This window comes from Maribacter sp. UH1 (assembly GCF_056839145.1).
The window spans coordinates 1,557,559-1,571,634 of sequence record NZ_CM166387.1; the positions used below are offsets into that span (position 1 = coordinate 1,557,559).

General features: G+C 36.6%; 12 protein-coding genes. 7 read left to right on the forward strand and 5 right to left on the reverse strand.

Translation table 11 applies throughout. The features are described from left to right. Positions 1 to 33: 33 nt before the first annotated feature. The 3 genes from ald to UH1x_RS06775 all read right to left on the reverse strand — a co-directional run bounded on the left by ald (position 34) and on the right by UH1x_RS06775 (position 5,344). Positions 34 to 1,134, reverse strand: coding sequence for an alanine dehydrogenase (gene ald / locus UH1x_RS06765; RefSeq protein WP_396633133.1), 1,101 nt, complete (start codon positions 1,132 to 1,134; stop codon positions 34 to 36). Positions 1,135 to 1,391: 257 nt separating this feature from the next. Then, positions 1,392 to 4,400, reverse strand: coding sequence for a leucine--tRNA ligase (locus UH1x_RS06770; RefSeq protein ID WP_482625883.1), 3,009 nt, complete (start codon positions 4,398 to 4,400; stop codon positions 1,392 to 1,394). Positions 4,401 to 4,483: 83 nt separating this feature from the next. Then, positions 4,484 to 5,344 (reverse strand): UbiA family prenyltransferase, encoded by an 861-nt coding sequence (locus tag UH1x_RS06775; protein WP_482625884.1) that lies wholly within the window; start codon positions 5,342 to 5,344, stop codon positions 4,484 to 4,486. Between the two features lie 114 nt (positions 5,345 to 5,458). Between UH1x_RS06775 and UH1x_RS06780 the strand changes: the two genes are divergently transcribed. The 7 genes from UH1x_RS06780 to UH1x_RS06810 all read left to right on the forward strand — a co-directional run bounded on the left by UH1x_RS06780 (position 5,459) and on the right by UH1x_RS06810 (position 12,020). Then, on the forward strand, positions 5,459 to 7,333 hold the full coding sequence (locus UH1x_RS06780) for a T9SS type B sorting domain-containing protein (RefSeq protein WP_482625885.1): 1,875 nt from the start codon (positions 5,459 to 5,461) through the stop codon (positions 7,331 to 7,333). Between the two features lie 34 nt (positions 7,334 to 7,367). Continuing rightward, positions 7,368 to 8,498: a mycothiol transferase gene (locus tag UH1x_RS06785; RefSeq protein WP_482625886.1), complete on the forward strand. Its 1,131-nt coding sequence runs from the start codon at positions 7,368 to 7,370 to the stop codon at positions 8,496 to 8,498. Positions 8,499 to 8,541: 43 nt separating this feature from the next. Next, the gene (locus tag UH1x_RS06790; RefSeq protein WP_036157076.1) at positions 8,542 to 9,420 is read left to right on the forward strand and encodes a cell division protein FtsX; all 879 of its coding nucleotides are present in this window, start codon (positions 8,542 to 8,544) and stop codon (positions 9,418 to 9,420) included. Between the two features lie 9 nt (positions 9,421 to 9,429). Then, the gene (locus UH1x_RS06795) at positions 9,430 to 9,693 is read left to right on the forward strand and encodes a DUF3098 domain-containing protein (RefSeq protein WP_036157077.1); all 264 of its coding nucleotides are present in this window, start codon (positions 9,430 to 9,432) and stop codon (positions 9,691 to 9,693) included. Further along, a complete protein-coding gene (locus tag UH1x_RS06800) occupies positions 9,694 to 10,491 on the forward strand; it encodes an undecaprenyl-diphosphate phosphatase (protein ID WP_036157079.1) in 798 nt (265 codons plus the stop codon). It abuts the gene before it with no gap. A gap of 22 nt (positions 10,492 to 10,513) precedes the next feature. Then, positions 10,514 to 11,227, forward strand: coding sequence for a tRNA pseudouridine(55) synthase TruB (gene truB, locus UH1x_RS06805; RefSeq protein WP_482625887.1), 714 nt, complete (start codon positions 10,514 to 10,516; stop codon positions 11,225 to 11,227). A gap of 64 nt (positions 11,228 to 11,291) precedes the next feature. Continuing rightward, positions 11,292 to 12,020: a hypothetical protein gene (locus tag UH1x_RS06810; protein ID WP_482625888.1), complete on the forward strand. Its 729-nt coding sequence runs from the start codon at positions 11,292 to 11,294 to the stop codon at positions 12,018 to 12,020. Here the strand turns inward: UH1x_RS06810 and UH1x_RS06815 are convergent. Both UH1x_RS06815 and UH1x_RS06820 read right to left on the reverse strand, forming a co-directional pair. Continuing rightward, complete coding sequence (locus UH1x_RS06815; protein ID WP_482625889.1) at positions 12,003 to 12,614, reverse strand: thioredoxin family protein; 612 nt, start codon at positions 12,612 to 12,614, stop codon at positions 12,003 to 12,005. The two genes, UH1x_RS06810 and UH1x_RS06815, sit on opposite strands and share 18 nt — an antisense overlap. 58 nt (positions 12,615 to 12,672) lie before the next feature. Further along, positions 12,673 to 14,076: a TolC family protein gene (locus tag UH1x_RS06820; RefSeq protein WP_482625890.1), complete on the reverse strand. Its 1,404-nt coding sequence runs from the start codon at positions 14,074 to 14,076 to the stop codon at positions 12,673 to 12,675.

Consider the following 14,076-nt stretch of genomic DNA (forward strand, 5'->3'; position numbering starts at 1 on the left):
GGCGAGGCATATTTTACTGACAAAATGTACTGGCTAAGCAACTATCTCTTCCCAACCAAAGGCTTCAATAATTTCTTGATATACTACATTTCCTTCTACGATATTTAATCCTTTCTTTAAAGCCGCGTCTTTATCACAAGCAGCTTCCCAACCTAAATTCGCCAATTTTAAAGCATATGGCAAGGTTACATTGGTCAAGGCCATTGTAGACGTATAAGGTACCGCACCTGGCATATTCGCTACCGAATAGTGCACAACATCATCTATAATATAAATAGGGTCTTCATGCGTGGTAGGCTTGGTTGTTTCTACACATCCGCCTTGATCCACGGCTACATCAACGATTACCGTTCCAGGTCTCATTTCTTTCAACATGTCTCTTGTAATCAAATTTGGAGCTTTTGCTCCTTTTAGCAAAACCCCACCAATGATTAGATCATGTGTTTTTATAAGTCTTCTTATATTAAACTCATTTGAAAATTCGGTCACCACATGTGGTGGCATTACATCATTTGCATAACGCAAACGTTTCATATTAACATCTAAGATAGTTACGTGAGCACCAAGACCTGCTGCCATTTTAGCAGCTTGTATACCAACTACACCAGCACCTAAGACCAAAACCTTACCCGGAGCTACACCTGGTACACCACCTAACAATACACCACGCCCTTTTACGGGTTTTTCTAAATATTTAGCACCTTGTTGTATTGCCATTCTACCTGCAACTTCAGACATTGGCGTTAAAAGCGGCAACGTACCTTCTTCATCTTCTACGGTTTCGTAAGCTATACAAATTGCCTTCTGCTTTATCATTGCCTTTGTTAAGGCTTCGCTTGATGCAAAATGAAAGTATGTGAACAATATTTGCCCTTGTTGAATTAAATCATATTCTTCGGCAATAGGCTCTTTTACTTTTACGATCATTTCGCTCATGGCGTATACCTGACCAATTGTATCTAGTATTATAGCACCCGCCTGTTGATAATCTTGATTAAAAAAACCACTGCCTTCACCAGCATCTGACTGGACATATACTTTGTGGTTGTTTTTTACCAATTCGAAAACTCCGGCCGGCGTCATACCTACCCTGCTTTCATTGTTTTTGATTTCTTTTGGAATACCAACAATCATGATTTATCATTTTATGTTACACTGCAAAATTGAAACTAATTATGCATATATCAAACATTAAATCGATAAAACACAGGGGTTACTTGCTATAATTATCATTTTATAGTGTTTATACCCCTATTTTTTAGGGGGTGTATTTTATTTTATGACTATTTACAAAATAAAACACTGATTTTTAGGCCTACCATTGCCAAATAGCCAGACAAAAAAAGAGGTAATTGTCATTACCTCTTTTTTTAAATTATAGAATTTGAGCATTAACCCACGATATTCACAATCTTACCTGGTACCACAATCACCTTTTTAGGTGTTCTACCTGCTAGTTGTTGTTGGGTTTTTTCATGCGCCATTACTGCTGCCTCTATTTCATCTTTACTTAAATCTAAAGATAGCTGCATAGTAAACTTCATTTTACCATTAAAGGATATAGGGTACTCTTTATCACTTTCCTTAATATACTTTTCTTCAAATTTTGGAAAAGGTGCTGTTGCAATAGAATCTGTATGACCCAATTTACTCCATAACTCTTCTGCAATATGAGGTGCATAAGGAGATACTAAAATTGCCAATGGCTCCAACACTTTTCTGCTCACACATTTTTGAGACGAAAGCTCGTTTACACAAATCATAAATGTAGATACCGATGTATTGAAACTAAAATTCTCAATATCTTCTTCTACCTTTTTAATGGTCTTATGTAATGTTTTCCATGATTCTTTAGAAGGCTCTTCTTCGCTTCGGCTACGCTCAGCGACCGCAGTTTCATCTAAAAAGGGCGTGTACAATTTCCACAGTTTCTTTAAAAAACCATGTGCTCCCGTTATACCTGCCGTGTTCCACGGTTTTGACTGCTCTAATGGCCCTAAGAACATTTCATACAAACGCAAACTATCCGCGCCGTACTCCTCACAAATGGCATCAGGATTTACAACGTTGTATTTAGACTTGGACATTTTCTCCACTTCGCGACCTACTTTAAATGTTCCATCCTCTTCAGTGATAAATTCCGCATCCGCAAATTCATCTCTCCAACTTTTATATCCTTCAATATCCAACTCGTCCGATGCATTTACTAATGATACATCTGCATGAATTGCATTAAAATCAATAAAGTAATCTGAACTCTCTATCTGCACATCATTCTCTAAGGTTATCATGGCATCTTTAATATATCCCGATAATTTTTCTCCTAAAAAATCTAACTCTTTAGACTTCAAATAATCTTCCTTTCTTCCCTTTGAGACCAAAACTAATTCGTCAAAAGAATTATCGTTCTCTGTAATTATTTGACTTCCCGTATTTCTAACTGCCGCTATTCTTAAATTAACTCTATAAACAAATGCACTAGTCCCCGTAATCATCCCTTGATTGATTAACTTCTTAGCAAACTCATCTTTAGGTACCAAACCTTTATCAAACATGAATTTTTGCCAGAAACGAGAGTACAATAAGTGACCTGTTGCGTGTTCGCTACCACCTATATATAAATCTACATCTTGCCAGTAGTTAATCGCTTTTTCAGAGAATATCTCTTCATTATTATGTGGATCCATGTATCTATTAAAATACTGTGAACTACCTGCCCAACCTGGCATGGTATTCAACTCTAATGGAAACACAGTGGTATTATTTATCTCACTATTATTTACAACCTTATTGGCAACAGTATCCCACGCCCAAACCTCAGCATTACCTAACGGGGGCTCGCCTGTTTCCGTTGGTAAATACTTTTCCACTTCAGGTAACTCAATTGGCAAATGTTCTTTTGCAATCATCTGCGGCATACCATCTACATAATACACCGGGAAAGGTTCCCCCCAATATCTTTGACGACTAAAAACAGCATCACGCAAGCGATAGTTTATTTTTCCTTCGCCATGCCCAATTTTTTCCAACTCATAGATAGCCAGCTTCATTGCTTTCTTATATGGTAATCCATTTAAGAAATCAGAATTAGCAATAACAGTCTTCTCCTTATCGGCAAATGCTTCTTCAGAAATATCTACACCTTCAAATACATTGGGAATATCAATATTGAAATGCTTTGCAAAATCATAATCGCGCTGATCTCCACATGGAACGGACATCACAGCTCCTGTACCATAACCCGCCAAGACATAATCTCCGATCCAGATAGGAATAGGTTCTTTGGTAAACGGATGCTCAGCATAAGCTCCTGTAAAAGCACCCGAAATGGTTTTTACGTCTGCCATACGATCGCGCTCAGAACGCTTTGCAGTTGCCTCTATATAAGCCTCTACCTCAGCTTTCTGATCTGGTGTAGTTATTTTACCTACTAATTCGTGCTCTGGCGCCAAGGTCATAAATGAAACTCCGAAAATGGTATCAGGGCGAGTTGTGAAAACTTCTATTTTCTCATCATGGTCCTTAACATTGAAAATAGCTGAAGCTCCTTGACTTCTTCCAATCCAGTTGGTCTGGGAATCTTTTAACGGTTGTGGCCAATCTATCTTATTTAAACCATCTAGCAAACGTTGTGCATATGCTGAAATACGCATACTCCACTGGGTCATTTTTTTACGAATAACCGGGTGACCACCACGCTCTGATACTCCGTTTACGATTTCGTCATTTGCCAATACCGTACCTAGTGCAGGGCACCAGTTTACCTCAGTATCCGCCAAATACGTTAATCTATACTGTAATAGTATTTCTTGTTTTTTAACATCAGAAAAAGCAGTCCATTCATCAGCTGTAAATACCTCAATATCATCATCACACACTGCATTCACATTGGCATTACCATCCGTAGAAAATTTAGAAATCAAGGTTTCTATATCTTCTGCCTTATCGGTATCTTTATTATACCAAGAATTGAATATTTGAATGAATATCCACTGTGTCCATTTATAATATTCGGGACTAGAAGTTCTTACTTCCCTACTCCAATCAAAAGAAAAACCCAATTGATCTAATTGCCTTCTATAAGTTTTTATATTGGCTGACGTAGTAATTGCAGGATGCTGACCTGTTTGAATAGCATACTGCTCTGCAGGCAAACCAAAAGAATCATACCCTTGTGGATGCAATACATTGAAGCCTTTATGCCTCTTATATCTCGCATAAATATCACTAGCAATATACCCTAACGGATGCCCAACATGCAGACCCGCACCAGAAGGATAAGGAAACATATCAAGCACATAGAATTTTTCTTTTTCAGAATCGTTCTCCGCTTTAAATGTTTGGTTTTCTGCCCAGTATTTTTGCCATTTGGCTTCAATTTCGTTGAAATTGTATTGCATGATCTTTACTTCTTTTCTGTAAGTCGCAAAAATAGGTTTATTCTGCTAAAAGCGAAAGAATAACATCGTTGATACTTTTTGGGTTAAACCATCAATAATTTTCCACTGTAGAGCACCCAAAGCATAGATGCCAATGCAGATAAGTTAATGAGATAACCAAACAATTTCATTTCGGGCAATGTATATGCCCTACCCTTGAATATCACAAAAATATCTAATACGATAAATACAGAAAAAAGACCTAGAAATGATGCCAACACTACATCTTTAAACCAATACCAAACCAAAACAGATTCGCATACCAATATCAAGAGCATTAGTAGTTTTGAGCTGTTACGTCCTATCAAAGTAGCGGTTGTTCGCTTGCCCGAAGCTAAATCCGGCTCTATATCCATTATTTCGCCCGCAATATGTGCTTGAAATGCAAACAAAGACAAATACACCAATGTTTGCCATGGTAGCGTTTCTAAATTATTTAGTTCTGTTGAAAAGAATACGGTTACTACATACCCTACCTGAATTAGTATTTCAAAAGGAGGTCGTTCCTTTATTCTGAACGGTTTAAAATTATAAAGGATATTTACGACGACCATAAACAGCAGAAGCAAGAACATTTTAAAGCCGGATATAAAAGTGAAGGCAACTACAAACACGGATGTGAGAATTGTAATTTTAGTAAGTACTCCTTTTAGTTGCGATTTTGAAGCTTTTGCTCCAAATAGAAAATTTCCTTTTCTAGCGTTTACCGCATCAGCATCTATATCATTATAATCATTTAGACCGTAGACCAAATAATTTAAAGGGAAAGTGACAAAGAAAAGTCCGAGCCAAAAATTAACATTCAACCAAAAATCCACCTCATTTGCAAAAGGAACTAAATAAATCCAAATTGTAGGAAACCAAAGTCCGGGTCTGGATATCTTTAAATCCAATAAATTCAACATATAACAGATTTAGGTTCACATCTTCGTAAAAATACCATTCTTAGCATTGTAACACTATCAAGGCTATACTATAACTAGCCATCTTTTTAAAAAGTATATCTTTAACCTTAGAATATGAGGAGCCCCAAACTTTTTTTACTCACGTTAGTACTGACCTGCTGTAGTATTGCTACACTGCAGGCGCAGCTTGGTTTTTGTGGTGGCAATTCTGGCGACCCCATTTTTACGGAAGATTTTGGATCCGGCACTACCGATGGACCGGAATTACCTGCAGGCACTACTTCATATCAATTTACTACTGGCACACCAAATGATGGCGATTATACTATATCTAGTACCACAAACTATTTTGACTGGCTTTCCATTCAAGACCACACCCCTGGCGATAGCAACGGAAAACTTTTTATTGTCAACGCCAGTTTTACCGCTGGGGAATTTTATCAACGTCAAGTTACAGGCTTGTGCGAAAACACCACCTATGAATTTTCATCATGGCTTATTAACTTACAACCCGCTGGAAGCTGCGAGGGCAATAGCATACCTGTAAATGTTCGCTTTCAAATATGGGATGAAACAGATAGTAATTTACTTGCGCAAGGGGACACTGGCAGCATACCCGGCACTGGCACTTTAGAATGGGAACAATATGCTTTGGTTTTTAAAACCGAACCGGGACAAACATCGGTTATTTTGAAGATGAGAAATAATAGTAATGGAGGATGTGGAAATGATGTAGCCATTGACGATATTCTATTTCGATCTTGCGGTGACAATGTTACCATTGCTACGGCAGCAGATGAAGCTAGTTTGGTAGTTTGTGAAGATCAAGGCAGTGTTTCAAGAACATTGACAGCAACACCAGATTCTTCTGTATTCAGTTCTCATGCCTACCAATGGCAGCAAAGTACGGACCAACAAACATGGGTAGACATCGCTGGTGAAAATAGTGCCATTTTAAATACTCCGGCAGTTACCACAACTACCTATTTTAGAACAAAAATTGCAGAGGATATTGTCAATGTAAACAATGATTTATGCAACGTGGTATCCGATGTTTTTGACATTACCGTTCTACCTATTCCCGCTGCACCTACAAGTAACGGAGATATAACCATTTGTGAAGGAGAATTAGGAACGCTATCCGTTAATACACTAAATTCATATTCCATAAATTGGTACGATGCCGCTACTGGCGGAAATTTAATTTTATCTGATGACCAAAACTTAGAAACTGGCACTGCCGGCACCTATTACGCTGAAGCTAATTCAACAGAAATTGAATGTGCATCTACCACAAGAACAGCAGTTACGCTGACCGTTAATCCATTACCGATCATACCTGTTGACTCTAATATTTTTCTTTGCGAAGATTCTTTTATCACTCTAGATGCCGATGTTGAGAATGTCACCTACCTATGGTCTACAGGCGCTACCACCCAAATGATAAACGTTACTGAAGCTGGCGAATACGAAGTCATTGTAACTAACACCAATGGATGCTCGGCCACACGAACCATTACAGTTGAACAAATAGATTTACCTAGAATTGATAAAATAGTATCTGACGGACCATCAATAGTAGTTTCTACTGCCAACAGTGGAAATTTTGAATATTCTTTAGATGGAATCTCATTTCAAACCAATCCCATTTTTGAAGCTGTAGAAGGCGGATTTTACACTATTTACGTTCAAGACAATACCGATTGTGGTGTTGTAACGGAGGATTTTTACCATCTGGTCATTCAAAAATTCTTTACACCTAATGGAGATACTGTCAATGACCTTTTTGAACCTGACGGATTAGAGGTTTTTAATTCTGTTTCGATTTCAATTTTTGACCGCTATGGCAAGCTCATCAAATTTGGAAATACAAATGCTACATCTTGGGACGGCACTTTTCAAGGTGAACGAATGCCAGAAGATGATTATTGGTATCTAATTGAGGCAGATACCACTCAATTTAAAGGACACTTTAGCCTAAAACGTTAGTATTAACTTTCTATCTTAGAAGAAAAATCAAGTAATGAGAACCAAACTTTTAGTAATTACTCTTATCCTAACCACTACGATATCAATCGCACAAAAAGAAATATCTCGAGATTGGACTTCTTTTGCCCAAAATATTACAATAACAACCGATAAAAAAATTAAATTTAGACTAACAGCATCCGCTAAAACCGTTACAGATACAGAGGGTAGTTGGTCTGGTCTTTGGGCAAGAGTGGATACAAAAGATGGAGAAAGTGGTTTTTTTGATAATATGGGTGATCGCCCAATTCTTTCTAAAGAGTGGAATACATATGTCATTGAAGGTGAGATAGACAAAAATGCAAAAGCATTAGTATTTGGAGGTCTATGTAGCGGAAACGGGAAATTCTTTTATGACAATTTTATTGTTGAAACAGAAAAACCAGATGGTTCATTTGAAAAACTCGATATTAAAAATCCAAGTTTTGAACAAACTTTAACGGAAAAGGGAATTTCCGGCTGGTCTAATGGAATAAGCGAAGAAAATCCAGTAAAAATAAAAGAATTCACTTTCAGCAACACCGATGACACTACCGATGGCAAAAATGCAATTATAATTACTGGAGAAGGTGTGGTAGAAGACAAATCTAATCTTATTGGTCCTATAGAAGGTTACACACCACAAATAGGCACTTTAGTTACTATGCTAGATAACTTAAGTATTAGAATAGAAAAGCAAATGAGTTCTTTAGATATTAGGGAATTAGATCACATCATGGATAAAGAAGCAAATTCCATAGGAGCACTTATCATGCATTTAATCGCTACCGAAGTATATTATCAAAACTTAACTTTTGATGAAATGGAATATGATGAGGAAGATACTAAACAATTAGATATTGCAATGGCGCTTGGAGAGGGTGCTCGTAACAATATTAATGGAAAAGAAGCGAACTACTATTTTGATCTATGGAAAAAAGTTAGGGCAAAAACCAAGGAAAATTTTAAAAATAAAGATGATGCTTGGCTAGCAGAAGTTTACCCTGGATCAAATGTTAATAACCACTTTGCTTGGTTTCATGTCATGGAACACCAATCTAGTCATCTTGGTCAAATGCTTTTATTAAGAAAAAGAATTCCACCTGCTCCTAAACCTTTAACGCTTCCTAAACTAAATAAAAACTAAAGTATAAGGTTACTTTGTTATTTTTACAGCGAATTTCAAGTTTATGGCGAACTCCTTCGAAAATTATCAAAGACGCAAACTCATCTCCTCCTATTTTTCAGTGGTGCTAAGTATTGCATTAGTCTTATTTCTACTGGGCATTTTAGGATTACTGGTTCTGAACACCAAAAAAATGGCAGATCGTTCTAAAGAACAAATCACCATTTCTGTCTTTCTAAAAGAAAATACTAAGGAAATTGAAGTTGAACAGCTTCAAAAAACCCTGGCAATGTCTGAATACACCAAATCTTCTACATACGTATCTAAAGAAGAGGCAGCAAAACAGCATAGTGAGGATATTGGCGAGGATTTTGTTGATTATTTAGGGTATAATCCGCTGAAAAACTCCATCGACGTAAAATTAAATGCAGATTTCGTTACCGCAGAGAAAGTTGAAGAAATTGCCGATACCCTTTCAGAAAAGAGCTTTGTAGACGAAGTTAGCTATGACCGAGTTCTAGTGAGCATGGTTGCCAAGAGCGTTGAACAAATTGGTTTCTGGATTTTGGTTGCCAGCGCCATATTTACCTTTATTGCGGTATTATTGATCAATAGTTCTATTCGATTATCCATATATTCAAAAAGATTTATCATCAAAACCATGCAAATGGTAGGGGCAACGAAAACCTTCATTAGAAGGCCGTTTATATGGCAAAATATTAAATTAGGCATGATCGGAGCCGCAATTGCTTTATTGGCTATTGGTGGTGTCGTGTATTATGTAAATACTAATTTTCAAGATTTAGGTTTATTTGACGAGCCCTATATTTTAGTCATTTTATTTGTTAGCGTTTTTCTATTAGGCATACTTATTTCGTTCATTAGCACCTATTTTGCGACCCAACGCTTCCTAAACCTTAGAACGGACGAATTATATTATTAAATTTGCGGCATGAGTAAAAACAACAAAGTGGAACAGCATTCTAAACAAGAATTCATTTTTCAGAAGAAAAATTACATGTTCATGTTTATTGGTCTTGCCTGTATTGCAATAGGTTTTATTTTAATGAGCGGTGGCGGTAGTGACGACCCCAACGTTTTTAATCCTGAAATCTATAATTTTAGAAGAATAAGACTTGCACCAACTTTAGTGCTTATTGGCTTAGGCATAGAAATTTATGCCATTTTATTAAACCCACACAAAAAGAAAGATTAATTGGATACTTTAGACGCTATTATTCTCGGTATTATTCAAGGATTAACCGAGTTTTTACCTGTTTCATCAAGTGGGCATTTAGAATTGGGTAAAGCCATTTTAGGAGATAACTCTGTTCAAGAAGAAAGTTTATTATTTACCGTAGTACTACACTTTGCAACCGCACTGAGTACAATTGTAGTTTTTAGAAAAGATATTTGGGAAATTTTAAGCGGATTGTTTCAGTTTAAATGGAACGAAGAAAGTCAGTTTTCCGCTAAAATCATCATCTCCATGTTACCGGCCGTATTCGTAGGTCTTTTTTTTGAAGAACAGTTAGAAGCTTTTTTTGGAGGAAATATCAGATTTGTAGGCTTTATGCTAATTATCACGGCAGTACTTTTATATTTTGCCGACAAAGCTAAAGACACGGATAAGAAAGTAAGTTTTGGTAATGCCTTTATTGTAGGTATCTCTCAAGCGATTGCTATGCTACCTGGTATTTCACGTAGTGGAGCCACCATTTCTACTTCTGTTCTTTTAGGTGTAGACAAATCTAAAGCCGCCAGATTTTCATTTTTAATGGTAGTACCATTGATCTTTGGTAAAATTGCCAAAGACCTTATGAGCGGAGATTTAACTTTTGACGGAGAAAATAATGTAGCCATGGGCGCTGGTTTTATTGCCGCCTTTGTTGCCGGTCTTGCCGCTTGTACTTGGATGATTAAATTGGTTCGCAAAAGCAAGCTATCTTACTTTGCCATTTACTGCCTTGTGGTAGGGTTAATTGCCGTTATTTACGGTTTTACTAATCCTTAATACAATATAAACACCCAAATTCATGGAAGATTTGACCAAAGAAGACTATTTGAACGGTCAGGTATTATTGATCGATAAACCACTAGAATGGTCCTCTTTTCAAGCGGTCAATAAATTGAAATGGGCTATCAGAAAAAAATTCAGCTTAAAGAAGTTTAAAATAGGGCACGCCGGTACTTTAGATCCGTTAGCAACAGGACTTCTAATTATCTGTACCGGTAAATTCACTAAAAAAATTACTGAATATCAAGGTCAGGAAAAAGAATATACAGGTGTTTTCACTCTAGGTGCAACTACTTCTTCGTATGACCTTGAAACAGAAATAAACGAGACTTTTAGTACAGAACATATTACATCTGAGCTTATAAAAGCAACTACCAATGAATTTATTGGTGATATAGAACAAGCGCCACCTGTATTTTCAGCACTTAAAAAAGATGGCAAGCGTTTATATGAATTGGCAAGAGAAGGAAAAACAGTAGATATACCAAAGCGTAAAGTAAATGTAAGCGCTTTTGAAATTACCGATATTGACGGATTGAATGTTCACTTTAGAATTGCATGTAGCAAAGGAACTTACATAAGGTCTATGGCTCATGATTTTGGAAAAGCATTGAATTCTGGAGCGCATTTAACAGCATTGAGAAGAACCAAAATAGGTGATTTTAACGTAGATAATGCTCAAGACCCTTTGGTTTATGCCAATATCTTATTAGGTACAGAAGAAAACAGGTAACAAACAATTGATTACCATTTGTCGATCTTCTAAAATATTTTGGTATTATTAAGGTTATATACCCATGAATCTGAACAGAAAACAATTATCATTACTTGCCACTGTCTTTAGCATGTCTATTGTAGTGTTGGTATTGTATAATATTCAGTTTGGGGGGCAAGAAGAATCTAAAGAAGATTATGTTGTTGAAATGGTTATGGACCCTGAGGTTTTAGAAGAAATTCTAAAAGAGGAGGAACCATTAGAAGAACAAGAAGAAATAGACCCTATTAAAAGTCACTTAGCCTTTAACGAAACCGCTAAACCTAGTTACGGAAATCCAGAACCACTGCAAACTTTAGAGGAGTTAATGGCAGAGCGTAATGAAATGAGTGATGGCGACCCAACAGAAAATATGATTTCTGACGATGGTTATTCTGCACGAGTAAAAGCCCTGGCGAAAAAACGAGAAGAAAAAAAACAACTTCTAGGAGAAAAAGAAGCTCAAAAGAAAGAATTTACAAACAACCTGGCCGCAAGAAGAACATCTGTTTCTTATTCTTTAGTAGACAGAAACAATTATAAATTACCACCACCAATATACACTTGTATAGAAGGAGGTAAAGTGGTCATCAACATTGAGGTAAATGCTTTAGGCTATGTTACCGAAGCCGATTATAATGCTAAAAGCTCAGGTACTTCTAACGGATGCCTTGTTGATAACGCCATCAACTATGCCTTAAAAGCAAGATTTAATTCTTCTACAAAAGACGCTCAGAAGGGAACTATTACTTACCTATTTCAAGGGAAGTAACTTTAGCACATCTTCTAAAATACTTTGACCCTTATCCTTATTATAAAACATTTGAAGATCTTGTTTAAACTCTGGAGTTAACTTACCATGCTCTGTTTTATAATCAACAACCATCTTTGTAGCTTTTGCCGATCGTGGTCCCCAAGTTGCAACTACAGCACCATTACCTTCTTCAACAGCTATTAATTTAGGAATAGATCTTCCACCGTTGGTTAAAAACTGATCCATGATCTCTAAATTCTCATCACGTAGGATAATAGATAAGGAAATATTCGGATTGATTTCCGTAATCTTATTCATTACCGGTAATGCAGGTGAAGCATCTCCACACCAACTTTCAGATAATACCAACCATGAAATTTTCTTGTCTACAGATTTAATTCTAGCCACAGCCTCGTCACTAAACTTTAAAGTTTTGTCCCATCTACGCATACGACTATTATTCAATTGCGTGTATTGTGTTAAAGCTTCTGACTGTTCAGGACCGGTAGATGTGCCTTTTTCAGCTAAATCCGCTACTAAAGCTCTGTATTCCGCATAACTAAAACCGGTTTGCAATCCTTCTTTTATTAAATCTTCCATTACTAATTCCATGCGCTTACTATATTATAATCTTTAATTGAACGATTTAGTAGTAATAAAAGTACAAAGCTTACAAATTCTCAGGATTTACCGCCAAGCTATTGAACAGCTTAGCTTTTGCCGTAAAGTATTTATTCTCTACCTGGTTTTGTTTCAATACGGCGTCTATCAACTTACTTTCTCTAGAGTTTATTAGAAAAAGTGAACTTTCACCAAAACTGAATTTTCGCTCTTCGGCAGCTAATAAAGCTTCGTAACTAGACACAATATCATCTATAAGAACATTCTGATCCTGAAAGGAATCTAACTCATTATATATAGCGGTAATTTTATTCTGAATCTGAACCTCGGCATTATCAAGCTCGAACTGTGCGTCTTTTAATTTCAATTTCGCCAATTTTAAATCTCCACGCTCTTTTCTAAGAAATAGCGGAAGTTCAAAATTTAAGCCTGCTTTATAATTTTGTGTTTCAAATGAATTCAAGTACTCTGGCTCATCAGTAATGAACTTATATTCCACATCTATTCTTGGCAACAATTTATTTGTTTTTAAACGCTTATCCACTAACAGACCATCAATTTTATAACCTAACGATTTTAACTTCGGATGATTTTCTAACACAAAACTATCCAACGGTTTTCCTAGAATTTCCAATGCTTGATCAATTTCAGTATCTAAAGATGTATCTGGCACAACTTGCGGTTGTAGCTCCATTGGTATGTTTTCTCCCATCCACAGGTAATTAGAAAGTTCTAACCTGGCATTTCGTAAAGTTACATTTGCCTGCTCACGTTCTAACGCTCTATTTTGCACTGCAATCTTAGCTTCTACTGTATCTATGGCAGCTATTTCACCTGCTTGCGCGCTACGGTTAACACCCTTAAGCCTTACCTTGGCATTCAACAAAAAATCATTGAACAACAAACTATTCCTATAGGCTTGTAACCAATTAAAATACGCCAATGAAGCATCGAACAAAATCTGATTCACCAATAAATCTCTATCTGCCTTAGATTGCTCCCTGAAAAATTTGGCTTTCTTTACGGTAGCCATACGTTCGTTGATCCAAGAACCACGACCTAATGACAGGGCAACTCCGGCACTATATAAGCCATCATCGGGTACATTTCTTTCGGCATTTAAATATTCACCAGAATATTGTTCAAATTCGCCCTTCAACTCTATACCGTACCAAGTAGGTATTTTAAAGGTAGAGTTTAAGAGGTCATAATATTCTGAACCTTTAAATTCCTTGGTTGAATAATCCACAGATATCTTGGGGTCAAAACCACCACGTGCTTTCATTAGGCTTGCTTGACCAACACTCATTACCATTTCTGCCTGTTTGGCTACAGGGTGATACTTTTTTACATAACCCAAATACTCCCTGAAATTCAGTTCTATGGAATCTGGGGTCTGAGCATTTGAAAATAAGCCCGTAATTAGATATAAAAAGACAATCATTCCCTTCAT

What these genes read in the sequence shown, in the direction of transcription:
- ald (WP_396633133.1), bottom strand. Translation starts at nt 1,134, where the DNA reads ATGATTGTTGGTATTCCAAAAGAAATCAAAAACAATGAAAGCAGGGTA.
- UH1x_RS06770 (WP_482625883.1), bottom strand. Translation starts at nt 4,400, where the DNA reads ATGCAATACAATTTCAACGAAATTGAAGCCAAATGGCAAAAATACTGG.
- UH1x_RS06775 (WP_482625884.1), bottom strand. Translation starts at nt 5,344, where the DNA reads ATGTTGAATTTATTGGATTTAAAGATATCCAGACCCGGACTTTGGTTT.
- UH1x_RS06780 (WP_482625885.1), top strand. Translation starts at nt 5,459, where the DNA reads ATGAGGAGCCCCAAACTTTTTTTACTCACGTTAGTACTGACCTGCTGT.
- UH1x_RS06785 (WP_482625886.1), top strand. Translation starts at nt 7,368, where the DNA reads ATGAGAACCAAACTTTTAGTAATTACTCTTATCCTAACCACTACGATA.
- UH1x_RS06790 (WP_036157076.1), top strand. Translation starts at nt 8,542, where the DNA reads ATGGCGAACTCCTTCGAAAATTATCAAAGACGCAAACTCATCTCCTCC.
- UH1x_RS06795 (WP_036157077.1), top strand. Translation starts at nt 9,430, where the DNA reads ATGAGTAAAAACAACAAAGTGGAACAGCATTCTAAACAAGAATTCATT.
- truB (WP_482625887.1), top strand. Translation starts at nt 10,514, where the DNA reads ATGGAAGATTTGACCAAAGAAGACTATTTGAACGGTCAGGTATTATTG.
- UH1x_RS06810 (WP_482625888.1), top strand. Translation starts at nt 11,292, where the DNA reads ATGAATCTGAACAGAAAACAATTATCATTACTTGCCACTGTCTTTAGC.
- UH1x_RS06815 (WP_482625889.1), bottom strand. Translation starts at nt 12,614, where the DNA reads ATGGAATTAGTAATGGAAGATTTAATAAAAGAAGGATTGCAAACCGGT.
- UH1x_RS06820 (WP_482625890.1), bottom strand. Translation starts at nt 14,076, where the DNA reads ATGAAGGGAATGATTGTCTTTTTATATCTAATTACGGGCTTATTTTCA.